Source organism: Sulfurovum sp., from assembly GCA_020525365.1.
Classification (GTDB): domain Bacteria; phylum Campylobacterota; class Campylobacteria; order Campylobacterales; family Sulfurovaceae; genus Sulfurovum.
This window is the reverse complement of record JAIZOF010000001.1, coordinates 1,058,834-1,084,419: the sequence shown is the minus strand read 5'-3', so window position 1 is coordinate 1,084,419 and position 25,586 is coordinate 1,058,834. Positions and strand designations below refer to the sequence as shown.

Sequence of the window (25,586 nt, the reverse complement as noted above, 5' to 3'; positions counted from 1 at the left end):
TTACTTTTCCTCTTTGATAGTTTTTTGCTTACCAATAAGTATTTCAAGCATAGAAACCACATTTTTATCTTTCGAAACTATAACATAATCTTGCTCAACGATTACTTCAAGCCCTTCACAAAGTGCTAAACCTGCGGCAAAATCATAAATACGAAATGTACCGACAAAAAGTACAAATCGAACTGTATGGGCATAGGCAAGAGAGAGGGCAATGGCACCAGGAGAGCGAAATTTTAATCCAGAAGCATCCATCATTGCTACCAGTTTTGGATTGGCATAAGCTTTCTCAAAAAGTCCAATTTCCGATGCGGGTGCATTTTGGGGAGAGGTAAAATCATTTTTAAATAGTTTTCCATGCAGCAAATCTTTACCTGGAGTCTTGTAAAAAATATCTCTATTGGCAAGATTGCAAACCACTGCTGCATCAAGAATACCATCGGCATTAACACGAGCAACAGAAGTCCCAAAATAAGGAAAAAGAGAGAGTGCATTAGAGGAGCCATCGATAGGGTCAATAATGATTTGTGCTTCTCCTTCACCAATGAGTCCAGACTCTTCTGACTCTATCTGTCCAAAGAGAGCAAGATGTTTAACAAAAATTGATTCGGCAAAAATATCAAGACGAGAACTTACATCTCCACCCACACCAATCTTGGTCTTTTCAAATAAAACAGTATCTATACCTTTCTCAAGCGCTGTTGCGATCTCTTCATTGGCAACAATACAAGCTTGGATAAATTCATTCAAAAAAAATTCCTTCTGGTAATCACAAGAGGGAGGATTTGGCTACTCTCCTTTCTTGTTTGTCTCAAGTGTAGGTTTGGCACCACGCGGCACAACCATCCAAAACTTTCGTAAAGCTGTTCTGATATTGTTAAGAATGTTTTGAGCCTTCTTGCTTCCAGTCTTGGTGACATAATCTTTAAGAAGGTGCTTAAGTTCAAACATTTCAAAATCCCATTCATCGGTATCAATACGGATTGCCTCCACAAGCTCAAGATTAAGTTTCTCATAGAAGGTTCCTTCTTTATCATACACAAATGCCTTGCCTCCAGTCATCCCTGCACCAAAGTTTACACCAGTATCACCAAGAATCACTACTGTACCGCCAGTCATATACTCACAAGGGTGATCTCCTGTACCTTCAACGACAGTTGTTGCACCAGAGTTACGTACTGCAAAACGCTCACCTACTTTTCCACTAATATAGAGTGTGCCGCCAGTCGCACCATAAAGACAAGTATTTCCTCCTAATGCAAAGTTAGATCCGGATTTTAGAGAGGTAATAACGATATGTCCACCGTTCATTCCTTTACCAATATAGTCATTTCCAGCACCATTGACATTGATAGTTACCCCTTTAGAGAGAAAAGCACCCAAAGACTGTCCGGTAACTCCTTCAAGATTGATGGTAATAGTATCATCGGGAAGCCCTTTGTTTCCATGTATCTCCGCAATTTCACCAGAGATACGCGTACCAAAACTTCGGTTAAGATTGGTAATCTTCCTTGTAATAATTACTGGCTTACTTGGATCTTTGATGGTTGGCATAAGTTCTTTAACAATCTCTTTTTCAAATTCATTTTTATCGAATGGTTCATTGTATGGTACTTGACAAATATCAACTCCTTCTATTTTTTCAAGAAGCTGTTGAAAGTCAAACTTATTGGCAAATTCATCATCAATTACCTTAAGCAATTCAGTCTTTCCAATAATCTCTTCAAGACTCCTGTATCCAAGTTGTGCAAGGATTTCCCTAATTTCTTTGGCAAGTAGTGTAAAGTAGTTAATTACCTTTTGAACATTTCCTTTAAATCGGGCTCGAAGATGTGGATCTTGTGTTGCAACACCTACACCACAGGTATTGAGGTGACAGACGCGCAACATCATGCATCCAACAATCACCAATGCTCCCGTACCAAACGCATACTCTTCTGCACCAAAGATTGCTGCCTTAATAACATCAAGTGCAGTTTTAAGTCCACCATCTGTTTCAACGGTTACAAGACTTCTCAGGTTATTGGCTTTGAGCGCATTGTGTGCTTCTATTAAACCAAGTTCCCATGGATTCCCTGCAAAACGAATAGAGCCAATAGGTGCGGCACCCGTACCACCATCTCCACCTGAGATAATAATTTTATCTGCGTAGGCTTTTGCTACACCTGCGGCAATAGTACCGACACCTGCTGTAGATACCAGCTTGACAGCAATTTTGGCTTTAGGGTTGATCTGCTTGAGGTCAAAGATTAGTTGAGCAAGATCTTCAATGGAGTAGATATCATGGTGTGGTGGTGGAGAGATAAGCGTTACCCCTGGCTTAGTGTAACGCAGTGATGCAATAAGTGGAGAGACCTTACTTCCAGGAAGCTGTCCACCTTCACCAGGCTTGGCTCCTTGTGCCACTTTAATTTGTATCTCTTCGGCTGAACGTAAATATTCTGGTGTTACACCAAAACGCCCTGAGGCAACCTGTTTAATTTTGGAATTTTTGATTGTGCCATAACGCGCAGGATCTTCTCCTCCCTCCCCAGAGTTAGACTTTCCTCCAATGGTATTCATGGCCTCAGCAAGTACTTCATGGGCTTCTTGAGAGATGGACCCCATAGACATTGCTGCAGTAGAAAAATGTTTGAAAATTGTTTCAATTGGTTCTACTTCATCTATACAGATAGGCTTCCTTGAAGAGTGAAGTTCAAAGAAATCACGAATAAACTTTTTATCACGTTTATCAATCATCTCGGAGAGGTTTTTATAATCCTCTTTGCTTCCTGTTTCGGCAACCTTCTGAATAGCACTAATGACTGGTCTAGAGAAGTCGTGATACTCCTCACCTTTTTTATATTTATAAAATCCACCTTTGTAGAGTACATTTTTTTTATCTTCAAATTCACCAGCATAGGCACGTTGATGATAGGTGTTAAGGCGTTGATCGATATCATTATAGCCAAGTCCTTTAAGTAGCCCTCTGGAGCCATCAAAACACTCACCAATAATATCATCACTCAATCCAATCACATCAAAGAGTTTTGAGTTTCGGTAAGAGGAGATAGTCGAAATACCCATTTTGGACATAATTTTAAGCAACCCTGTTCCCATGGCACGTCTAGTACGCCTAAGTATCAGTTTTATATCATCTGCTTTATCTGCTGTAAGTTGTTCCACCGTATAATAGAATAGATACGGATAGATCGCAGCAGCACCGTAGCCTATCAGGCATGCAACCGAGTGTGGATCGAAGACCTCACCAGTCACAGCAACAATACTTGTTAAGTGTCTGAGCTCTGCATCAACAAGTACCTGAGAAAGACGACCAATGACCATTAGCATAGGAATAACCTTTTTCTCTCTAGAGAGATCACGATCATCAAGAATGATTGTTCTAATACCATTATCACGTACATCAGAAATGATATGCTCTACCAGCTTGTTGAGGCTTTCTCTGAGATTATGGGTATAGGCAGTATTGTAACTTGCAAACTTATATGCAGGATCATACTTTTCGTTCCCCTCATCACCAAACTCTTTCAAAATAGTAAATTTTTCTGTTGACATTATAGGCAATACAGTTTTGAGACGTTTTGCATACTCTGCATCATCAGATAAGATATTTCTTACTTCACCAAAACCGGTATTGAGGCTGGTAACAATCTTCTCACGGATTGGATCAATTGGTGGGTTTGTGACTTGAGCAAACTTTTGTTTAAAAAAGTCAGTAAAGTTGCGTTGCTCAGTTGAAAAAGCTGCAATTGGTGTATCATCGCCCATTGCACCAGTGGTCTCTTTTCCTTCTGAAATCATTGGCTTGATAACCTCTCTCATAACCTCAAGCGTAAAATTAAAATAGCGTTGTTTGGCTTCCATCTCTTTGTGGTCAACTGGGGAACTTTCTGCTTTAATTGAAGGAACATGTTCCTGCAGGTAGCTCATGTTTTTACTAATCCATTGATTATAAGGGTGCATCGATTTAAGATAGTCATCAATATCCTTGGACTTAAGTATTTTTCCAAACTTAAGGTCAACTCCCATCATTTCGCCAGATTGCAGACGTCCACGTTCGGCAATCTGCTCTTCTGGGACCTGAAGTACTCCATATTCAGAACTAATCAAGAGTCTATTATCGGTAGTAATGATATATTTAGAGGGTCTTAGTCCATTTCGGTCGAGAACACAACCAATATAGCGCCCATCCGTCATACTTACTGCTGCAGGACCATCCCATGGTTCGAAGCAAGTTGAGGTGTACTCATAGAAAGCTTTAAGATCACTATCCATCTGAGGTGCATTGTGCCATGGTGCAGGAATGAGAGAACGTGCTGCCTTAAAAAAGTCTACGCCATTAACACGGAGAAACTCCATAAAGTTATCAAGACTTGCAGAATCAGACATACCATCCTGAATGACGTTGGTTAAACGTTTGATCTCTTTATCGGTAAAAATTTCTGATTTAATCGCTGCCATTTTTGCCTTGACATTGAAACGGTTGGCAGTAACAGAGTTAATCTCACCATTGTGTGCGATCATACGGAATGGTTGTGCCAGTCTCCACTCAGGTAGTGTGTTTGTAGAGAATCGCTGATGAAAAAGACAAAAAGAGATCTTAAAATTCTTATCTGCAAGATCTTGATAAAATTCCTTAATATGGGTTGGCATAACCAAACCTTTATAGGAAATTACTTTGGTAGAGAAAGAAGAGATGTAAAAATCTTTATCATGCTTAAGCTCATATTCAATCTCTTTGCGTGAAAGATATACAAGTGCATCAAAACGCTCAAGTGCTACCACACCTTTTGGCGCAACAAAGACCTGCTTGATAGTTGGAAGAGTCTCAAGTGCCTGTTTTCCCAGTGCATTGGTATCGACTGGCACAGTACGAGTATAGATTATTTCAAGATCATTGCTACCACATACTTTGTCCATGATATCAAAATCATCCTCATTACGAGAAAAAACCATCGCAACCGCATACTGTTCAGGAAGGCTTACCCCATCTTTGGTAGCAACATATTCAAAGAATGTTTTTGGAAAAGAGAGAAGCAGCCCAGATCCATCGCCTGTCTTTCCGTCTGCTGCAATCGCTCCCCTATGCATCATGCGTGACAGTGATGTAATGGCATCTTCCAAGTTTTGGTGTGTGGGCGTATTATCAATAGAACACAATAATCCAAATCCACAATTATCCTTGAATGATGTAAAAAGATCTCTCATAATTCAACCTTAAAAAAATAAAATGATAGCACTATAGTAAGTATTAAATGGGGGATGATTATACTTAAAAATATGTTAGAATTACATTATATGCCGCCCTTAGAAAGCCTACTGGCATGCAGTAATCATTCTTACTATTTCACAACAATACTCTCCAGTACTTCAAAATAAGTTGGAAACGTTTTTGCGGTACATTCTGGATCATTAATGGTTACAGAGACTGGATCAAGTGACAATAAAGAAAAACACATTGCCATACGATGATCATCATAGGTATCAATAGTGGCATGCTTGAGCCTCTTGGGTGGTGTAACAGTCAGATAATCTTTTCCCTCTTCCACATCAGCTCCTACTTTACGAAGTTCTGTTGCCATAGCTGAAAGCCTATCGGTTTCTTTAACGCGCCAATTATAAATATTGCGTAGCGTGGTGGTGCCATTAGCAAAAAGTGCAGTAGTCGCAATGGTCATTGCCGCATCGGGTATATGATTGAAATCCATATCTACAGCATGCAGTTCATCACAACTGACGGAAATGCAATCATCTTCCCACTCTACCTTGGATCCCATATTTTCTAGTACATCAACAAAAGCAATATCTCCTTGGATACTATTTTTGCCAATACCTACAACCTTGACTGTTCCGCCTTTAATTGCCGCAGCGGCTAAAAAGTAAGAGGCAGAAGAGGCATCACCTTCTACCATATAGCGTTTCACCGCCCTATAGCATTGCCCTGCTCTTACGACAAAGGTCTTATAATTTCTATTCTCAACCTCAACTCCAAAGTGCTTCATAATATTAAGTGTAATATCGATGTAAGGTTTAGAAACCAAATCCCCAACAATATGAATATGCATATCATTCTGTGCTAAAGGTGCTGCCATGAGTAATGCTGTTAAAAATTGACTAGAGATACTGCCATCAATACTAACCTCTCCTCCATGAAGACCATTGGCTCTTATTTTTAGAGAAGGATATCCCTCATTTTCTAAATAGATAACATCAGATCCTGCTTCCCTTAAGGCATTGACAAGGTGTCCAATAGGACGCTCCTTCATGCGTGGTTCACCAGTTAGAACAAATTCACCACTACCCAAAGTGAGTGCCGCACAAAGTGGTCGCATCGCTGTTCCAGCATTACCAAGAAATAGTTCAATGGGTTCACTGCACTGAAAGGATCCTCCGTTTCCAGTAATGGTACATTCAGTCCCATCCTCAGAGAGTATATACTTTACCCCAAGTATCTTAAGAGCATTTAACATATGTTGTGTATCGTCACTCTTTAGCAGATTGGTTAGCGTGGTCGTTCCCTCTGCTAGTGCTGCAAGTAATAGTGCACGGTTAGAAAGACTTTTAGAGCCAGGAAGATTTACTATGCCTTCTACCCGCTTAATTGGCTCAAGTGTAATACTATTCACTCTTTAAAACCTCAGCCTTTTGAACTAATTCTTGAATCTTTTCTATCACATTCTGTACAATCCAGTCTGGTGTAGAGGCACCTGCTGAGATGCCACACAGTTCCTTATTTTTAAACCACACTAATCTTAATTCATCTTGATTTTCAATAAGATAACTGTCCCCGCAATAGGTCTTACAGATGGAGTGTAGCTGCTTAGTATTGGAGGAGTGTTTGCCACCAATTACAATCATTACATCCGCATCCTTGGCCAACACAGCTGCTGCATCTTGATTCTCAAAGGTTGCATTGCAAATAGTATTAAAAACACGTACTTCTTTATGCTCAAGAATGAGTTTATTAACTACCTTTAGATAATCTTTTGGCTTACGGGTTGTTTGTGCCACAACTGCTACTTTAGAGAGGATAGGTAACCCTTCAAGTTCATTTTCATCAATTACCACAAAGGCATTTCGTGGATCTTTAGCATAAGAAACCACCCCTTTAATTTCAGGATGATTTTTATCACCAAAGACTACAATACTATAGCCTTTCTTGCTCATCTCTGCTACAATATTTTGTGGTGTGGTTACATAAGGACAGGTTGCATCAATAATCTGATTGTTCTGTATATTAAGTTTTGCTAACTCATCTTTGGGAATACCGTGTGTACGAATAACCACTGAATCTTCTGGTGTAATCTCATCAAGGTTTTCTGCAAGCCCTATCTGGAACCCTTCTTTGAGGCGATTAATTTCATCTTTATTATGAATAAGTGGACCATAGGTTTTGCTTCCTTGATGCTCTTCAGCAATTTTGATGGCACGTTTGACACCAAAACAAAAACCATAGTTTGATGCAAGTTGTATCTTCATCTATCTAAGCTCCGCACCACATTGTTTTTGAAGTGTTTCCATGATTTGGTTCATCATACTCTCAATATCGTTCTCTTCAAGTGTTTTATCCATAGACTGAATAAAAAAACGAATGGTTAAAGACTTTTTATCACCCAGTTTTTTATCGGTATAGATATCAATAGGATAACTCTCTTTAAGCATAGGCAGATTCAGTTTGTTTAAGACCTTAGCTACTTCAAAGTAGTTTAATGACTTATCAATCACAATACTAATATCTTTATAGACTCCTTGAAATTTAGAGATCGGCTCAGCATTAATATGCTTTGGTAGCAACATTTCAAAATCTACTTCGGCAATAAATGTTGTTGGAATATCATACGCTTCCTGTACTGTGGGATGAAGCTTGCTTATAAAACCACTTACATGTCCATTTACAATAATATCAGCCGACTGATAAGGATGAATAAGGCCATTCTTGCTACTACAGGGTACCAGATCGAAATGTCCAATCACCACTCCAAGCTTCTGTGCAAAAGTTGCAAAATCAATCATTGGGGGCTTACCTGCATTCTCTACATTTTCTGTCTCCATCTGACCGGTAAAGACAAATGCCATTTTCTCAGACTGTTTACGGTGTGTATTAAAAACTGCACCTATCTCAAAAAGAGAAATTAATTTTTTAGAGTAACCAACGTTACGCTTAACTGCCATAAGAAGATTCACCAATAGTGTACTTCTGAGTGTATTGAGATCTTCAGCAATAGGGTTGGCAAGTGCCATGGTATCCTGAATTGTTTCAAAACCATATTTTTGAAGTACTGCTTTTTCACTAAACACATAAGAGATATTTTCATAAAAGCCTACACTGACCGCCCTGTTTCTAAGTGATTTTCTTATTTTATATCTATAGCTTGTTTCATTTAGGTGCATTTTTTCCACAAAAGAAAGTGCTCTTGTGGGAATATTATTGATACCGACAATTCGCAAAATCTCTTCTGCAATATCTTGTATATTTTTAATATCATGCCTAAAAAATGGTACCGTTGCTGCAAATTTATGATTACCCATCATTGCAATTTCAAACCCAAGCCTCTTCAAGATAACTACAATCTTGTGTAACTCAATTTCCGTACCTATAATTGTAGAAATTTCATTGATATTAACTGCAATCTTTTTATTTTTTCTTTTTACTTCAGTATCAAGAGATCCCGCATAGCAACCTGCATCAGCATACCTTTCCATGAGAGACATTAAATAGGAGAGACCAAAAGCAAGATCTGGATTGGAACCCCTTGATGTCCTATAATAAAGGTCGTCTCTCGGTAACTTTGTGCTTGTTATCGCTTCAGAAAGTAGATCTGGATCGATATAGCTTGCTTCGATTAATACTCCTGTACTATGTATCGATGGCTCTGTCTCTTTAACCTGATGGGTTCCTACTATACTGATATGCTTTTCATTTGCATGCACATAGGTAATTCCTCTCTTTTCCTTTTCGACCTGAACAATAATCTTCTTATTGTTCGAAGTACAAAAACTAGCACAGTCATACATACGCAAAGCAACACCTGTTGCATGAATTGTATACATCAAAAGTTCAATGAGAGGGGTTTGTGCTTCAATATTGATTATAGATAGACGTAGCTTAATTAAAAAATTACTTTTATTTTTTTTAATGTTTGCCAGCTTGTAGCACAAATCGGTATCTATCTTCCCCTTGGTACGTAGTTCTGCTTTTCGGGCAATTCCAACCTTTATATGTGTTACTTTCGTATGTTCAAACGGTATCATTTCAATATTGAGTGCTGCAGAGAGATCGCGTGCAACACCATAAATCCCTAAACAATCTCCACGATTGGCCGTTAATTCCAGTTCAATAATCGTATCAACTATTTTTTTGTAACTGTTCAGGTTTTGTCCTAGTTTTAGTTCACCAATACTTTCGTCAAGGACCATAATCCCTTCACCCATATCAGGTAGCCCTAATTCTGAAGCAGCACAAATCATCCCTTCACTTTCAATTCCACGTAATTCAGCATGTTTAATCTTGAAGTTCCCTGGAAGTACTGCACCAATAGTTGCTACTGCCACATACTTGGCATCAACCACATTGGCTGCTCCGCAAACAATTTGACGTACACCAGAACCAATATCAACCTGACAGACATTCAGTTTGTCTGCATTGGGGTGTTTTTGGCAAGAGATAATCTCTCCTACAACTACTTTTGATGGAACGACAATCTTCTTTATGCTATCTACTTCGAGACCAATAGCATTAAAAGTTTCACACAAATCCTCATCACTAATTTTGCTAATATCTATAAATTCATTCAGCCATGTTCTTGTGACTATCATACAAATTGCTCCAACAAACGAATATCGCCCTCAAAAAGGCTTCTTAAGTCTGGTATACGATGTACCAGCATTGCAATACGCTCAACCCCTAATCCAAAAGCATAACCACTGACATCTTTATATTTAACAGCTTTAAATACATTTGGATCAACAATGCCGCATCCAAGAATCTCTATCCATCCTGTATGCGAACAAACACGGCACCCCTCTCCATCACAAAAGATACAACTAATATCTACTTCAGCTGAAGGCTCAGTGAATGGAAAAAAGCTTGGACGAAAACGTATATCAACATCTCCAAACATATAGTGTAGGAAATCTGTCAAAATTGCTTTGAGGTTAGCAAAAGAGATCCTCTCTTTTGCATCTACAACCAGCCCTTCAACTTGGTGAAACATTGGTGTATGGGTTAAATCATAATCACGCCTAAACACAGATCCAGGTGCAATCATACGAATGGGTGGCTTCTCTTTAAGCATGGTACGTATCTGTACTGGAGAGGTATGTGTACGTAACAGTCCACCATCTTTGAAATAAAAAGTATCCTGCATATCCCTTGCAGGGTGGTACTTTGGAAGATTGAGTGCTTCAAAATTATGAAAATCATCCTCTACCATATTGCCACTTTCAACTGAAAAGTTAAGTGCCATAAAATAATCAATAATTTTATCCATGGTTTCCATAACGGGATGAAGCGCTCCTTTTTGTGTCAATGTACCATAAAGAGAGACATCAATTGTTTCACTTTTGAGTATTGCTTCTATCTCTTTGGTTTTGAGTGCTTCATAGCGTGTATCAAATACTTTTTGTAATGTCATTTTTTGCTTGTTCAGCCCTTCTGCAAAAGCTTTCTTCTCAGAACTAGGAATATCCTTCATTTTGGCAAATTCTGTTGCCAATATTCCTTTTTTTCCAAAAAGTTCAATACGTACTTTTTCAAGTACTTCAAGCGAGTTTGCTTTAAGTATTTTTGCTTCTAGGTTCTTCATAATACTCCGTTTATCACATATTATCCAATGATTAAATTGATGTGATTCTATCTAAAAGTAGCTAATAGTGGGATTTGGTGTGCTATAATTGCCCAAACAATACTACCAACAAGGAGATAGCTATGTGTATATTTTGTAAAATTGTTGACGGGAGTCTTCCCAATAATACCGTGCATGAAAATGAAAATTTTTTGGCATTTCATGACCTCTATCCTAAAGCACCTATTCATATACTCATCATTCCAAAACAACATGTAGATTGTTTTCAAGATGTAAGCCCAGAAACGATGGCAGGTATGACATCATTCATCCAAGAAGTAGCCACTAAAATTGGTGTAGATCAAACAGGTTACAGACTCATCACCAACAACGGAGAAGATGGAGGACAAGAAGTAGGACACTTACACTTTCATATGCTAGGTGGAGGAAAATTAGTGTGGGATCACTCCCATGAAGATAATCATAAATCTTTATAAAACACAATCAATGTTTAAACTTGGTGATAGCCCATCCATTAATTCAAAAAACCTGTCGTGGCGAACACCCTTGAAAGCTATGCAATTTGAGAGCCACGACAATTTCTTATTTCATTTTTTCTAAAAAATAAAGAGAGCAACAACGCCACAAGTTCTACAATAAGGAAATTGAAATAAGTCAAAAAAGATTAAGCATCTATCTCTTGTAACTTCAACTCATACTTTGCCACTATCTCCTCATCCAACTCAGAAGCAATCTCAAGTCTCTCAAACAAGGCATCTATCTCTTGTTGCACAAGCCCTACCTCTTTAGACATCTCCATAATGGCACCATTATCACCTTTCTTTGAAGCTTCCATTAAAATCTCATTTTTCTTAGCCATCTCAACTTCAAGCTTCTCTATCTTCTCTTCACACTCTTTTATCTCTTTGGAGTAAGGCTTACGCTCTTCGTTGCGCTCTTTTGTTGCTGCTTTACGAAGTTTTTTGCGTTCTTTATAGTCTATTTTAGGCTTTTTCTTTTTAGGTTTTATGTTTCCCTCTTCCTCTTCCCAGCCTATCTTCTCCAAGAAATCCGCATACGTACCATCAAAATACTCTGCCCCACCCTTATGAAAAATGATGAGTGCATCGGCAAGTCTATGCAATAACATCTCCGAGTGTGTTACCATAATAAGTGAACCCTCGAAAGCATCGATGGCATCTGCAAGGGCATCTATCGACTGCATATCTAGGTGGTTGGTAGGCTCATCCAAAAGGAGTAGGTTCGCAGGTGTTGCAATAATCTTCCCTAACATCACTCTACTTCGCTCTCCACCAGAGAGCACCTCTATCTTCTTGTCACCCAACTCTCCACTGAACATCATACGCCCAGCTATGTTACGCGCCTGAGGTATCCCCACCTCTTTAGACATAGATGCTATCTCTTCAACAATAGTCACTTTGGTATTGAGTCTTTCTATATTTGTCTGCCCAAAGTGTGCAAAGACGGTAGAGGGGTGAAATTCTAGGCTCCTTTGTTGCTCACCAAATTCACCTGCAATATAGTTAAGCAAAGTAGATTTACCCTTACCATTTTTACCAATGATAGCAAGACGTTTACCCTTCTCCATCGCAAAAGTAATATGATGAAACAATGGCTCATCAGGGTTATACCCAAAACTCAGCTCATTCGCACGGAAGAGTATCTTTGCAGGGGTATCTTTATAGTTAAAGTTAAAAGAGAGGTTTGCATCCGTTGCCAAGTCTTCCATCTCTTCCATCTTGTCTAACTCTTTTTGTTTAGACTGTGCCAGAGCTGCAGTTGAGGCTCTAGCCTTATTGCGTGCCACGAACTCTTCAAGCTCTTTACGCTTTTTGTCTTGGTTGGCTTTGGTTTTTTCGTACGTTTCATCTGCTAGCTCTAGTGTACCGTAGTACTTGTAGCTGTCACCACGCACAATGTGTAGTCCTTTACGCTGTACACCCATTGTATGCGTCGTCACAGAGTCCATAAAGTCTCTATCGTGGGTAATGAGTATCACTTCACCATCAAACTCTTTTATGAACCCTCTAAGCCATCTAAGAGAGATAATATCTAAGTAGTTAGTAGGCTCATCGAGTAGTAACATGTTTGGTTCTGTTGCTAGTAATTTCACAAGGTTAATACGTATCTGATACCCACCAGAAAAGCTCAAAGGGTTTTTGTTCAAGTCTGCCTCAGAAAACCCAAGACCAAACAAAAGCTTTTCTATCTTATAAAAGTTCCACTGCTCATCTTCTGGCAATACCAATGCACACTCTTCACGTACCGTAGTCTCTGTAAACACAAGGTGTTGTTTAAGTGTCCCTATGCGGTAGTTTTTAGGAATGCTGATAGACCCACTGTCATGACTCTCTTCTCCAAGTATCATCTTAAAGAGTGTAGATTTCCCAGAACCGTTACGTCCAACAAAACCTATTTTTTGTTGGCTTTGCATCTTAAAGTTTACATCATTAAAGAGTATTTGTCCACCGAAGCTTTTACAGAGATTGGTAAGTTGTATCATATTGGTACTCTGTCATAGTAATAATTTTTTGGGATTATATCGAAATATACTGTAGTATAGATGTACTTTGTGCTTATGTCAAAGAAGATAAAAATACATTCCTTGACTTCTACCAATCAGACCGAGCAGAACTCCTCATGCAACACAACTTCAGTAAAGCCCGTTCCATGGGAGCCAATGCCTTCCCCTCCACAGTCAAGATAGATGAAGATGGGCATATGGTATGTCTGAGTGGGTATAGGAGTTTAGAGGAGATTTTGAAGATATAAAAATCCCGTAGGGTGCTGTTGCCACAGCACCTTCATAAATTGACATAAAGAAAAAAGTTCTATTGCATATTGGAGTGAAGGTGCTGTAGCAACAGCACCCTACAGAGACATATATTCCCATACCTCACCATTATCCACATACCCATGTTTCAATGGATTATTCTCCATATATTCCAAACAACGTAGATAATCTTTTTCATCTCGTATCGTATGTTCATAATACCGTTTCTGCCATATCGGTTTGAGTTTCCGTTTATATCTACTATATGATTGTTCTTCTTCCACATTAAAGTGTCTTGAAAAATTATATTTAATAGCTTTGATGATTTTAGGATAATCCATCACATATTCAGGTGTGATTATCATATGTATATGGTCAGGCATAATGACAATAGCATCTATGCTATAAGCGAAATACCTTTTACTTTCACGAAAGCTCTCACGCAATAGTCCAATATTGTCTACCAACAATGGATTACGTTTATGTGTCACCATAGTAATGTAGTAGCTATGTCCAGCCAAAAAGAGTCGTTTATATTTTGCCATGTTGAAGTGTAACGAAGATATGAGATTATGGTTAAAAATATGGCATATTGACATGTTTTTTATTTTGAATACAAATTACCCGTAGGGTGCTGTTGCCACAGCACCTTCACTATAAGCAAAAATAAACGATTGATTCAATGGTCAAAATAAGAACATTCCCCGCCATATATTTCAAACAAAATAAACCGTGACATCAATCCACATTCCCAAAGGTGCGGTAGCAACCGCACCCTACAAAACTTTCACAAATAGAAAATTATATTTCAATAACCAACCGTAGGGTGCTGTTGCCACAGCACCTTAAATTTAAACCAAAATAATACCCAAATATCAAAACATCCGCAGAAGCTAATGTAGAGACAATATTACCTGGAATGACTCATCTTCAACATGCTCAACCAATTAACTTTGGATACCATATGATGGCATATGCGAGTATGTTTAAGCGTGATTATGAGCGTTTTATGAGCTCTTATGAACGCCGAAATAGCCTACGTGACAGACAGATGACTTCGAAGCTGCCAGCCGCAACGCAACCCACACCGTAGCATGTCTGTCACTTAGTGTTACCCACTTAAACTCAGCCGCAGACCACAAAATGAGCTCTTCACTCAGGCGACTCATATGCATCATCATCGTACTGATGTTAAAAAGTATCTCTAAGGCAAAGTCACGGTCACTAACTGTGTCCAGACAGTTCAGTGTAGGTGCGTTAAAGCCTAACTTATCGGAAGTCATCTGTCTATCTATGGGATGTGGTGTACCAGCCAATGCTGCACAGCCTATAGGAGAATAGTTATTGCGTTCATAAGAGCTCATAAAACGCTCATAATCACGCTTAAACATACTCGCATATGCCATCATATGGTATCCAAAGTTAATTGGTTGAGCATGTTGAAGATGAGTCATTCCAGGTAATATTGTCTCTACATTAGCTTCTGCTACTTTTACAAGTGTACCAATATTCTTCAAGAGTAAGCCTGCAATAGCTTTGGTACTATTTTGTACATAGAGTCTAAAATCAAGAGCTACTTGATCATTACGAGAACGTGCCGTATGTAGACGTTTTCCTGCATCACCAATACGACGTGTCAGCTCTCCTTCTATTGCCATATGAATATCTTCATCATTGCCATCTAGACTCAATTTACCCTCTTCAATATCTTTCAATATTTCACATAAGCCTGCTTCAATCTTCTCATAGTCTTCTTTGGAAATAACTTTTTGCTCTTTGAGCATATAGGCATGTGCACGAGATCCTTCTATATCCTCTCTATAAAGTATTTTATCAAAGGATAAGGAGTTATTTAATTCTTGTAATAATTTTGAACTTTCGGTTATGATTCTTGCAGAAGCAATCTTTTTAGACATTAATAATCCTATTAATAATAAATTAACATATTTTAGCGTAATGACACTGAGTATCAGCGTTTAATTCTAGCCTTAATTCTCATAAAAAACATAACAAAAACAAAAAAACCATGATTATAAAAAGAAGTATTATAGAAGATAAATCTCAAAGTGGCAGCGACCTACATTCCCACTAGCGTAGCCAGCAGTATTATCGGCGATGGGAGGCTTGACTTCCAACGTTTTGAACCTAGCTCGCGTACCGCTTAAATGAAAGAACAGCCATACTCTGGGACCTGCTTCAGCCTCGCAGGATGCGATGAGCCGACACGAGGTGCCAAACCTCCCCGTCGATGTGAGCTCTTGGGAGATCAGCCTGTTATCCCCTGGCGTACTTTATCCTTTGAGCGATTTACTTCTTCCACAGAACTACCGATCATCATGACCGATTCTGCCCTGCCGACTTAAAGTCCTGCAGTTAAGCTGGCTTGTACCATTATATCATATTGGATTTCCAACTCCATCTGAGCTAACCTTGTAAGCTCCGTTACTTTTTAGGAGGCGACCGCCCCAGTCAAACTACCCACTGTGACATTGTCCTCCGCCAGATACAACTGGCGCAAGTTAGCAACTTGGGAATATATAAGGGTGGTATCTGGATATTAGTCTAAGAAGCAAGCATAGCATCAAAGCCTCTCACCTATCCGTACAATATATCCTGAATTCAGGCCGTTATAGTACAGCACGGGGTCTTCCGTCTCAAGCCGCGGTAGATAGAATTTTCACCTCCACCATACCTCCTTTACTCGATCCTGTCGAGACAGCTCCTATCTCGTTACGCCATTCATGCAGGTCGGTATTTAACCGACAAGGAATTTTGCCACCTTAGGACCAAGAGAGCATACTATTGTTTACTTGGCCTGATCAAGAGCGCTTCGCCCCAGCGGCCAACCCCATCACCAACTCAAGCACCCGGTAAGGGTCACACCTTTATACATCCTTACGAGTTAGCAAAGTGCGTTTTGATAAATAGTCGTAGAGGGACTCCATATGCAACCCTTCTAAGCTTTCGGTGCAAGACCGACACCAAGCGAGAGGCACACCATTCCAGTTATTGAAAAGAATAGTAGAGTTCTTACCAGGGTTCTTCCACGCGCCTTAGAATACTCATCTCACCTACCCAAAGTCGGTTTACGGTGAATGGCAAACTACTAATACACTTAGAGGCTTTTCTTGGCACGACGTCAACGATTCTGGCTTACCTGAAGAGCGCAAACCAGCCTGTAAGGTCTGGAAACAGAAGGCGGATTTTCAATCCTACTCACACCCTCGAGCCACTATCCATCAGTGACCGCTTGAACCCATGCGTCCCCCCATCGTACTAAACTAGTAGTTGGTATCGGAATATTAACTGATTTGCCATCGCTTACCCTGACTCAGCCAGGACCTGACTAACCTACATTGACGAGCACGTAGGAAACCTTGGGTTTACGGCGAACAGTGATTCTCACCTGTTTTATCGCTACTTCATGCCAGGCATGCTCACTTCCAGCCGCTCCACCACTCTTACCGGTATGGCTTCAACACTGACTGAACGTCACCACTCGCCACTATCGTGAATTCCATACAGCTGGCGTCTATTTTAGCCTCAGTTATATTTTCTACGCAGAATCTAGACCGAGAGTTGTTACGCTTGAAGGACATGCTTCTGCAACCCTCCTGCTGCTCCAAGCAACTCCACATCCTTTCCACTTGTAAACAGAACTTGGGAATCTTAGCTGGTAGTCTGGGGCTGTTTCTGATGATGGATTTTATCACCCACCACCTGACTCTGAAATTCACCAGTATTCGAGTTTGACTGGGTTATACCTTTGGTGTATACCAGCCCATCTAGTTTCTACCTCCCATAGCTTCAAAACAGCAATATACCTAATATATTCTTATGAACCAGCTATCACCAAGTTTGATTTTACTTTTCTACTTTATCCACAGGTCATTGATGGAGTTTTAAACCTCCACCCGTTCGGTCCTCCACCGGCTCTTACACCCAGCCTAACCCAGTTCCATGGATAGACTTCACCAGTTTCGGCCCACAGCAACCAACTTGACGCCCATTCAGACTCGTTCTACGGGCTTCGCGTGCGCTTAACCTGTTAGTCACCATAACCTCGTGCAGGCTCATTAAGGCAAAGCAGTCCATCTACATAGCATGGGGCCCTGAATGATTGCAGGCAGATGGCTTTCAGGTTCATTTCACCCGCTTGTCGCGGTTCTTTTCACCTTCTCACGGTACTGGTTCACCATCGATCCTGGAGTAGTATTTAGCCTTGGAAGGTGGTCCTCCCATATTCAGTCAGGTTACACGTGTCCCATCACTAGCTGTCCTTGGTTGCTTCGCATACGTGGGACTATCACCTCTACGGTCAAGTTTTCCAGCTTGTCTACTAACAATTCTGCTGGAGTTTAGGGCTAACCATTCTTGCCTGCCAGTTACTTGGGAATCTCTGCTGATTTTTCAGGTACTGAGATGTTTTACTTCCCTGTGTTCGTTTCCCAAAGATGACATGACTCGCCGGGCTGCCCCATCTGGAACCCACGATCAAAGCTTCTGCGCTCCTCGTATTTGACAGCCTAGGTACGTCCTTCATCGTTCTCCTGGTTCAGGCATCCACCATCTGCCTTATCATCTCTACTTAATTTTAAGGTACGCCCCGCATAATGCAAAATGAACTTTACGTGTACAATAATGTTGGTCTGTTAATGTTACTAATAAGTGTCTTGTTAAAGACGTTTATTGAGTTTTTAGACATGAAAGATTATTATCGTCTTGTATAACATACGCAGATAATATTTTCTTGTTAACTGTAACTTGTTTAAACTTGATTTGGATTTGATAATAATTTTCATCAATGTTTGGTACACATGTTAGACTTCAACAATAGTGTTAATAGCTTTAGGTTTTAAACCTAATCTCAAATATCTTATAAAGTATTTGCTAAGTTTTTCAAGACAAAATGCTAAATGGTGGCACCAGGATTCTGAACCTGGGACCTCACTCCTTATCAGGTGCACTTCAACCGAAGAGCTGATACGCCTGTTATGTACAACAGCATCCTAATGATCTTTATCAACCAAGAGGTAAGCCACAATGTCAAACAACCAAGCCTTTGATGTTGCTCCATTGGATATTGTGAGACATATGGAGTATATGTACCCTTGAAAGGAGGTGATCCAACCGTGCAGGGTTCTCTCCGGCTTTGTTACTTTATTATTGACTTCTCAATTCAGTCGTTGATCCCACCGTGGAGGTAGCTTAGCTCATTCCTCATTTCAGAAACTAACCTCCCATGTAGTGATTTCTGGGCGGCAGTAGCAGCAAGACCTGGAACGTATCTTTCACTGTAGCATGATTCACATTACTAAAGGATTCCAGCCTTCATGTAGTCGAGCTGCAGACTACAACTGAACCGAGAGTAGTAGGTTTATAGATTTGCTCCACTCTCGCGGTATTGCGTTCCATTGTCCTACCCATTGTAGCACAGGTTAGTTCTTACTGTAAGTACCATGATGACTTGACGTCGTCCTCTACTTCCTCCTCCTGTTGAAGGCAGTCTACCAGAGTCCCTACCGAACCGTTAGTAACTAGTGACGAGGGTTGCGCTCGTTGCGGACTGAACCAACATTCACGACACGAGCTGACGAGCCAAATGCGCAGTAATTTGTTTCTAGGCTCTAAAAGGCACCCCAGTATCTCTACCAGGTTCCATCAATGTTGCTGCCAGGTGGCGGTCTTTTCGCATTTCGAATTAAACCACATGCTCCACCACTTCAGCGGGGTCCCCGCCCATTCCTTTGAGTTTTAATCTTTATGACCGGTACTCCCTATATGATCGTTTAATGCGTTAGCTGCATCACCGGTGTCACGGACCTTGACGACTAATATCCAATTTGTAGCGGATCACCAGGGTATCTAACTTGCTTGCTCCCCACGCCGCGCCTTCAGCGTCAGTACTGTTCCAGAAGATCGCCTTCTTCTGCTTTTGCATTCCTGTTATCTCTACGATTTTACCCTACACAACTAATTCCATCTTCCCTCCCAGACTCTAGCCCGACAGTTTTGGACGCAGTTCACGGCTGAGCCGTGCAGGCTTCAAGATCCAACCATCGAGGCTGCCTGCGCGCGCTTTACGCCCAGTGATTCTGAGGTGCAACGCTTGTACCTCCGGTATTGGTCGCGGCCGCTGGCACGGAGTTACGGTGCTTATTCACTGGTACCGTCATTATCTTCCCATATAAAAGGAGTCACACACCGAAATGCGTCATCCTCCACGCGGCGTTGTTGCATCGTATTTCCATTACAGCAATATTCTACCATGCCCTCCCCGTAGGTCTGGACCGTGTTCAGTTCCAGTGTGGCTGATCATCCTCTTCTAGACCCAGCTAGGGCGTCAGCTGGCTTGGTGAGCCTACCTACCAACCACTGATACCATATAGCCCGATCTTTATGAAAACATTTCAACTGTAATTACTACAGAAGGTGGCGGGTACTTGAGCAGTCGTTTCCAATCGTTATCCCCTCCAAAGGCATTGTTAGCTATATTACTTCACCTGTCCGGCCACTTAGCTGACAATTTAAAGTGTTGTAATGTTCTTTACCCGACTTCAGCATGTGTTAAGCACGCTGCCAGCGTTCACTTGAGCCAGGATCAAACTCTCCATTGGTAAATGAATGGCTTGAACCATTGTCAGGAATCACTTAAATAATATGCTATCTGGGCAATTTCTACAATTCCTTTTAGTTAAAAAAAATTAATTCAAATAAATTAAATCTCAAATAGACGTTGATTTGTTTACTTATATTTGGTTGTCAAAGATCACTCACATTCACTCTCTGCTTCAAACTCTGAAGAGGTCTCTGTGTTTGTGGACGCGTATTATAGCACCGAACTTTCTTGTTGTCAAGGGTATTCTAAAAAAATATAGAAATTTATGGAAATTTTTTAGTTCTTACGTGGAATATATGCTTTTAGATACTCAAAAAAATATTATTGATTTTATCTTTTGATAAAACTATCATCAAGTTTTTAAAAAATATCCGGACTATGTAGTGATTAAAGCAGAGGTATATTTTTATACCTCTATCATTGCATTAGAGAATTATTCAATTGGTTCTGCTTCTTGAACATCATAAAGAATATCATCCATTGGATGACGATACATTGGCATTGCTAATCTCTTCTCATCAAGTACATGACCAATAAAGCCAATAGAACGACCAACAATAAAGAAGGCATTAAGTGTACCAGATTCGATAAATTCATCAATCTCATTTTCAGAGTATCCAAGTGCTCTCCACATGTCTACCATAAGAATACCAATTGTACCATCCACATTTAGAATTAAATTCTCTTTTTTAGATGTTGTTAGTGCCTCTACCGTTCTTGCATAATCAAGAAGTGGGGTTGCAGGGAAACTTTCTGCTGCGTAGTCCATGAGACCTTTGACACGAAGATCAGGGTTTTTCAAAGATTTAATTCTATGACCAATGCCTGGAATAGGTATACCTTCTTTTTTCATGTAGCCGAGGAATTCTTTAGGCGAAAGATTATTATCATCTGCATACTTAAAGTATTTTGCTGCACCATCAATGGCACCACCAAACCTTGGTCCAATAGTTAAAAGACCTGTAACCAAAGACTCAACAACTGATTTTCCTGCCCTAGCTGTCACTTTTGCATTATGTGCTCCAGAAACTGCGGGTCCGTGGTCTGCAACTGTCTTGATAACCGTTTCAATAAAATCCACTGCCCATTTTGGATACTGTTTTTTGAACCAAAGAAGAGAAATAACATCGCCAATCCCTTTTCCTGTACTTGGAAGTGCCACAGAAGAGATTGGGAAACCTGCATATGTAGCTTCTTCGCCTCTGTCATCAGATATCGTACAGATAAACTGCTTAGGTCGTCTTGCTTTAGGAATTAGTTTAATCTCAGGCTCTTCAACTTCCTTAACTACACCTTGCTCTCTAAGGTCATTATACACTTTGGCAATTGTTTTAGGAAGATCATTAAATGAGGCTGGTACATAAATACCAGCCTCAGCCATAGCTATATTTTTTGCTGCCGCAGTCTCTGCATCAGCATTAGCAGAAGCACCTGCGTGTCCAAACTGAACACCTGAAGAGAAATGTTTTGCGATTGTACCAATACACCATGCAATAATTGGCTTCTTGATCTTGCCCGATTTGACTGCTTCAATAATTTTATACTCTTCGGTTCCACCTACTTCACCAAGTAAAATCATATATTTTACATCTGGATTTTCTTCCATTCTAAGAAGATTATCTATAAATACGGAACCAACAAATCTATCACCACCAATTGCAACACCTTCAGCAATACCATCTGCATTGATTGCAATAATATTTGAAAGCTCATTAAAGAGACCGCCGGAACGTGTCACAAGACCACAAGAACCTTCTCTATGAAGTTTTGAATTAACAATATTTTCAATTGTACCACCAATATTAGCAATTTTGAAGGCACCAGGGGTGATTGCACCTACTGTTGCTGGTCCAATTACTGTAACACTAGCATCTCTTGCTGCTTGATTCATTTTTCGTGCCAGTCTTTCGGGAATTCCTTCTGCAGTAATCATAATAACCCTGAACTGGCTACCAAGTTCGATAGCTTCCATGGTAACATCATATGCTGTTCTAAAAGAAGCAAAATTCAACAAGACATCTACTTGAGGATGTTCTTTTGTTGCATCTGCTGTTGATTTATATAACGGTATCATAATTTCATCAGAACCATAAAAGAATTTTTCAAATTTGTTTCCACTTGTTGGTGCAACAATAGCGGCTACAGAAGGTTTCTCTCTTCCTATCGTATAGTCATAGTCCAACATTCTCTGAATAGCTGTTTTATTATTATTCCAAAAAATTGCCTGTGTATCTTTTGTAAAAAGTTTATTTTCCATTATCTTCTCCCTACTTCTCTAGTGCCATTCTAACAATATCTGTTACATGTGTTTCAGGACCATAAACATCGATATCCAATCCAAGTCTGTCAGCCGCCTCTTTAATATCTTTAAGACCCTTTTCATAGTTTGGTCCACCACGTCTGACATAAATTTTTGTCTTATGTGCTTTTAATTTGTCTGCATAATCTTCAAATGCCTGAATAATACCCGTGAATGTCTTTGCGACATCCGTAAAGTTTGCAATTGCACCACCAATGATAAGTACTTTCCCTCTTGGATCTTCATGTCTTGTCATAAGATCAAAAATAGTTTCAGCATAAAATTTTGTCTCACCCGTTGTCGGTCCACCAGAATATTCACCATAGTTTGCAAGGTCTTCAACGCCTGCAAAATCTGCAATTGTGTCTGCATACACAACAGAAGCACCACCACCTGCAACCATAGTCCAGATACGACCTTTAGGGTTAAGAATAGTTAGCTTCAGCGATGCACCGGACTTACTATCTGCTTCTGCAATTGCTTTTTCTTCAGGAGACATATCTTCCATGCCAAATGCTGTAGGAAACTCAATATCTCCCCATGCATCTTTCATCATAAAGCCAGCTGTATCATCTAGCCTAGCTACAAGATCAAGAATAGCCATTTCACCATTTTCAAGCATAACAATAGGGTTAATCTCAAGATAAGCAAAATTCATATCTCTGTAAAATTTAAAGAACTGGATTGCAAATGATGTGAATGTTGCTTTATTTTCATCTGGAATATCTTTTGGAATATATGCTTTAATTGCTTTTTCCATCTCCATATCTGACATATTGATAGGGATATGAACTTCATTTACTTTTTCATCCCATCCTTCTTCAACTTCCATTCCACCCTCTGCAGACATATACAGTACATCATCTTCTCCAACAGTTGTTGCAGAAATATAATACTCCTGTTTTTGTGTATGTGGAGTAAATGGCTCTACAACAAAATGTGTCAAATGCCCTTTTTCACCTGAAAGTAGCGTCACCTCGCGTGACTGCTTTTCATCAATCCATTTTGCGGCATTCTCAAGAGTGACGTCACCTGGCTTTTCAACACGAAACAATACAAGGTCATTTTTACCTCTTTTACCAAAGAGCATATCTGGCTTGGCAACCAATGGCTCTTGTTTTAACCACTCAAAACCATGTTCTTTTGCTTTGTCTCTTAGTTCATCTCCACTGGTAATCAAAACAGACTTAAATCCATAATGAAAACCATCAAAATATTCATTCCAATGTTTTGCAAAAATTGCTTTGCCATCGTACTCTCTAATCGCCTTTTGAGCCATCAAGTTCTCCTTTAATTTTGTTCTTTAAAGTTTAGCATGCAGTTGTTTTAAGTTTTGTTTCGCTAATCAAAACGATAAGAAAAACTCTAAGTATTGTGTATTTTAGAAACAGTTTAAGAGACTTTAATTATCTCTACAAGAAGGGATGCCATAATATCGAAGTTGTAAAATTGTTCTTCCCTTTGCATTGTAACATGAGATATGTTTTTCTTTTAATTCTTTAGCAAGTTCATAAGGCCGATAAACATGTAAGGCAAAATGTTTTTCTGTCTGCTTGAGGAGATAGTAAAGTGGCTTATTAAATATGATTATTCCTGCTGAAATTGCAAGTATTGTAATTACAACATAAAAAAATTTCAGATAGTACTTTTGAAACTGAGGAAGACGAATATAGAGACTTTTACGAAATATATCTACCATGGCAATAGTAGAGATCATTACATATGGAGCAAAATCAGTAATGTAAACCTTTTGACGTAAAGATAGCAATAAAGAAGCCGTTAATGCAACAAAAGAGATATACCACATCAATGTTTTCTCTTCACAAAGGAATATGTAATACATCGTATAGAAAAAATAGAGAAAGAGCAACGGAGAGAATACCGTAGCATAGAGACCAAATATCTCTAGAAAATGACCAAATGGGTGACCGCCTATATCTATGCCTTTTGTTAAATAGAGAAATGCCAAAATAAACGCTGAAGAAAAAATAAATAGGAATTTATTTTTATACTCTACTGCATAGAAGAGTAGTGCAATAAAAAAGACAATAGAGGCTTCATGAATAAAAAAGAGTGATAGCATAATAGGTGGCAATGCAACAAAATGTTTTTGTTCATAAAGTAAGACAAAAAAAAGGACTAGTGTTAATACAATAATCCCTATATTTGCTAGCACTGTCGCAGTCATAATTCCTGGCAAGAACATAAATAGTGCAGTTGAAAGATATGCATCTTCCTTCTTTTTAAAATACTGTTGATTTAATTTATAAAAAATATATAGGCTTAAAAATGCAAACAAAAGAAAAAATATACGTAATCCAAGAAACCCAGAAATAATACTTTCCCCCCACTGCATTAGGAGCGAAACGATATTGCTATTAGTGTACAGATTATTGGCTTCATGGGGCGTAATAGGTGTGGTTAAAGCAAGGTAAAATGATGATACAACATAAAGAAGAAGGAGCCCAAAAAAGTGTGCTTTCTTCATCTAAATTTCCTTCAGGTTTAAAGTTTTAAAAAATTATCAAGCATCTCATGTCCATACTCACTCATAATCGATTCAGGGTGAAACTGCACACCATAAATAGGCTTATCTCTAATCTGCAATGACATGATCTCCTTATCATCTTTACTGTGGGATGTTACAATAATATGTTCAGGAAGATTTTCTTTATTGACTGCCAATGAGTGGTAACGTGTTGCACAAAACTCTCTTGGAATCCCCTTAAAAATTAAGGTTTCCATATCTACTTCCACTTGCGAGGTCTTTCCATGCATCATGCGCTTGGCACGAATCACCTCTCCACCAAATGCTTGTGCAATACTTTGATGCCCCAAGCAAATACCAAATATTGGCAAGGTATCAGCAAACTCCTTAATAACATCAAGTGTTACGCCTGCTTCATCTGGTGTAGCAGGTCCGGGAGAAAGAATTATTTTTTTGGGATCAAGTGCCCTAATCTCATCAATGGTTAGCTCATCATTACGAATCACTTTTAGGTTTGCTCCAAGTTCACGACAGTACTGAACGACATTGTAGGTAAAGCTATCATAGTTATCTATCATAAGAACCATATTTTCTTCCTCGTGCTT

13 protein-coding genes, 2 rRNA genes and 2 pseudogenes are annotated in these 25,586 nt (G+C 39.5%); 2 read left to right on the top strand and 15 right to left on the bottom strand.

Going from position 1 to position 25,586, the window contains the following annotated elements; genetic code table 11:
- From LGB01_05430 to pheS, 6 genes are all read right to left on the bottom strand, one after another.
- Positions 1-747 carry an inositol monophosphatase gene (locus LGB01_05430; protein MCB4753639.1) on the bottom strand — a complete coding sequence of 249 codons (747 nt, stop codon included), beginning with the start codon at positions 745-747 and terminating at the stop codon, positions 1-3.
- 39 nt (positions 748-786) lie between these two features.
- Complete coding sequence (gene gltB, locus LGB01_05425; GenBank protein ID MCB4753638.1) at positions 787-5,205, bottom strand: glutamate synthase large subunit; 4,419 nt, start codon at positions 5,203-5,205, stop codon at positions 787-789.
- 134 nt (positions 5,206-5,339) lie between these two features.
- Positions 5,340-6,623: a 3-phosphoshikimate 1-carboxyvinyltransferase gene (aroA, locus tag LGB01_05420; protein MCB4753637.1), complete on the bottom strand. Its 1,284-nt coding sequence runs from the start codon at positions 6,621-6,623 to the stop codon at positions 5,340-5,342.
- Positions 6,616-7,476 (bottom strand): 4-hydroxy-3-methylbut-2-enyl diphosphate reductase, encoded by an 861-nt coding sequence (locus LGB01_05415; GenBank protein ID MCB4753636.1) that lies wholly within the window; start codon positions 7,474-7,476, stop codon positions 6,616-6,618. The genes aroA and LGB01_05415 overlap by 8 nt, the downstream gene beginning before the upstream one ends.
- On the bottom strand, positions 7,477-9,813 hold the full coding sequence (gene pheT, locus LGB01_05410) for a phenylalanine--tRNA ligase subunit beta (protein ID MCB4753635.1): 2,337 nt from the start codon (positions 9,811-9,813) through the stop codon (positions 7,477-7,479).
- Positions 9,810-10,802, bottom strand: a complete 993-nt coding sequence (pheS, locus tag LGB01_05405) for a phenylalanine--tRNA ligase subunit alpha (protein MCB4753634.1) — start codon at positions 10,800-10,802, stop codon at positions 9,810-9,812. The genes pheT and pheS overlap by 4 nt, the downstream gene beginning before the upstream one ends.
- A gap of 122 nt (positions 10,803-10,924) precedes the next feature.
- Between pheS and LGB01_05400 the strand changes: the two genes are divergently transcribed.
- Entirely contained in the window at positions 10,925-11,278 is a 354-nt protein-coding gene (locus LGB01_05400) for a histidine triad nucleotide-binding protein (protein ID MCB4753633.1), read from the top strand.
- A gap of 188 nt (positions 11,279-11,466) precedes the next feature.
- Here LGB01_05400 and LGB01_05395 read toward each other — a convergent pair whose 3' ends face one another.
- Positions 11,467-13,305: an ATP-binding cassette domain-containing protein gene (locus tag LGB01_05395; GenBank protein ID MCB4753632.1), complete on the bottom strand. Its 1,839-nt coding sequence runs from the start codon at positions 13,303-13,305 to the stop codon at positions 11,467-11,469.
- A gap of 368 nt (positions 13,306-13,673) precedes the next feature.
- Positions 13,674-14,120 (bottom strand): transposase, encoded by a 447-nt coding sequence (locus tag LGB01_05390; GenBank protein ID MCB4753631.1) that lies wholly within the window; start codon positions 14,118-14,120, stop codon positions 13,674-13,676.
- A gap of 350 nt (positions 14,121-14,470) precedes the next feature.
- On the opposite strand from LGB01_05390, the pseudogene LGB01_05385 reads away from it, so the two are divergent.
- Positions 14,471-14,608 (top strand): annotated as a pseudogene (locus LGB01_05385) (argininosuccinate lyase).
- 55 nt (positions 14,609-14,663) lie between these two features.
- Here the strand turns inward: LGB01_05385 and argH are convergent.
- The 7 genes and pseudogenes from argH to LGB01_05350 all read right to left on the bottom strand — a co-directional run bounded on the left by argH (position 14,664) and on the right by LGB01_05350 (position 25,568).
- A pseudogene (gene argH, locus LGB01_05380) lies at positions 14,664-15,491 on the bottom strand (argininosuccinate lyase).
- 116 nt (positions 15,492-15,607) lie between these two features.
- Positions 15,608-18,165, bottom strand: a 23S ribosomal RNA gene (locus LGB01_05375).
- Between the two features lie 524 nt (positions 18,166-18,689).
- Positions 18,690-20,192, bottom strand: a 16S ribosomal RNA gene (locus tag LGB01_05370).
- Together the 16S and 23S rRNA genes form the textbook arrangement of a ribosomal RNA operon.
- A gap of 435 nt (positions 20,193-20,627) precedes the next feature.
- Complete coding sequence (locus LGB01_05365; GenBank protein ID MCB4753630.1) at positions 20,628-22,451, bottom strand: ATP citrate synthase; 1,824 nt, start codon at positions 22,449-22,451, stop codon at positions 20,628-20,630.
- 10 nt (positions 22,452-22,461) lie between these two features.
- The gene (locus LGB01_05360; protein MCB4753629.1) at positions 22,462-23,772 is read right to left on the bottom strand and encodes an ATPase; all 1,311 of its coding nucleotides are present in this window, start codon (positions 23,770-23,772) and stop codon (positions 22,462-22,464) included.
- Positions 23,773-23,895: 123 nt separating this feature from the next.
- Positions 23,896-24,981: a hypothetical protein gene (locus tag LGB01_05355; GenBank protein MCB4753628.1), complete on the bottom strand. Its 1,086-nt coding sequence runs from the start codon at positions 24,979-24,981 to the stop codon at positions 23,896-23,898.
- Between the two features lie 17 nt (positions 24,982-24,998).
- Complete coding sequence (locus LGB01_05350) at positions 24,999-25,568, bottom strand: aminodeoxychorismate/anthranilate synthase component II (GenBank protein MCB4753627.1); 570 nt, start codon at positions 25,566-25,568, stop codon at positions 24,999-25,001.
- Positions 25,569-25,586 lie beyond the last annotated feature (18 nt).

Coding starts and splice junctions, on each gene's coding strand:
- gltB (MCB4753638.1), bottom strand. CDS start 5,205: ATGAGAGATCTTTTTACATCATTCAAGGATAATTGTGGATTTGGATTA.
- LGB01_05415 (MCB4753636.1), bottom strand. CDS start 7,476: ATGAAGATACAACTTGCATCAAACTATGGTTTTTGTTTTGGTGTCAAA.
- pheT (MCB4753635.1), bottom strand. CDS start 9,813: ATGATAGTCACAAGAACATGGCTGAATGAATTTATAGATATTAGCAAA.
- pheS (MCB4753634.1), bottom strand. CDS start 10,802: ATGAAGAACCTAGAAGCAAAAATACTTAAAGCAAACTCGCTTGAAGTA.
- LGB01_05400 (MCB4753633.1), top strand. CDS start 10,925: ATGTGTATATTTTGTAAAATTGTTGACGGGAGTCTTCCCAATAATACC.
- LGB01_05395 (MCB4753632.1), bottom strand. CDS start 13,305: ATGATACAACTTACCAATCTCTGTAAAAGCTTCGGTGGACAAATACTC.
- LGB01_05390 (MCB4753631.1), bottom strand. CDS start 14,120: ATGGCAAAATATAAACGACTCTTTTTGGCTGGACATAGCTACTACATT.
- LGB01_05365 (MCB4753630.1), bottom strand. CDS start 22,451: ATGGAAAATAAACTTTTTACAAAAGATACACAGGCAATTTTTTGGAAT.
- LGB01_05360 (MCB4753629.1), bottom strand. CDS start 23,772: ATGGCTCAAAAGGCGATTAGAGAGTACGATGGCAAAGCAATTTTTGCA.
- LGB01_05355 (MCB4753628.1), bottom strand. CDS start 24,981: ATGAAGAAAGCACACTTTTTTGGGCTCCTTCTTCTTTATGTTGTATCA.
- LGB01_05350 (MCB4753627.1), bottom strand. CDS start 25,568: ATGGTTCTTATGATAGATAACTATGATAGCTTTACCTACAATGTCGTT.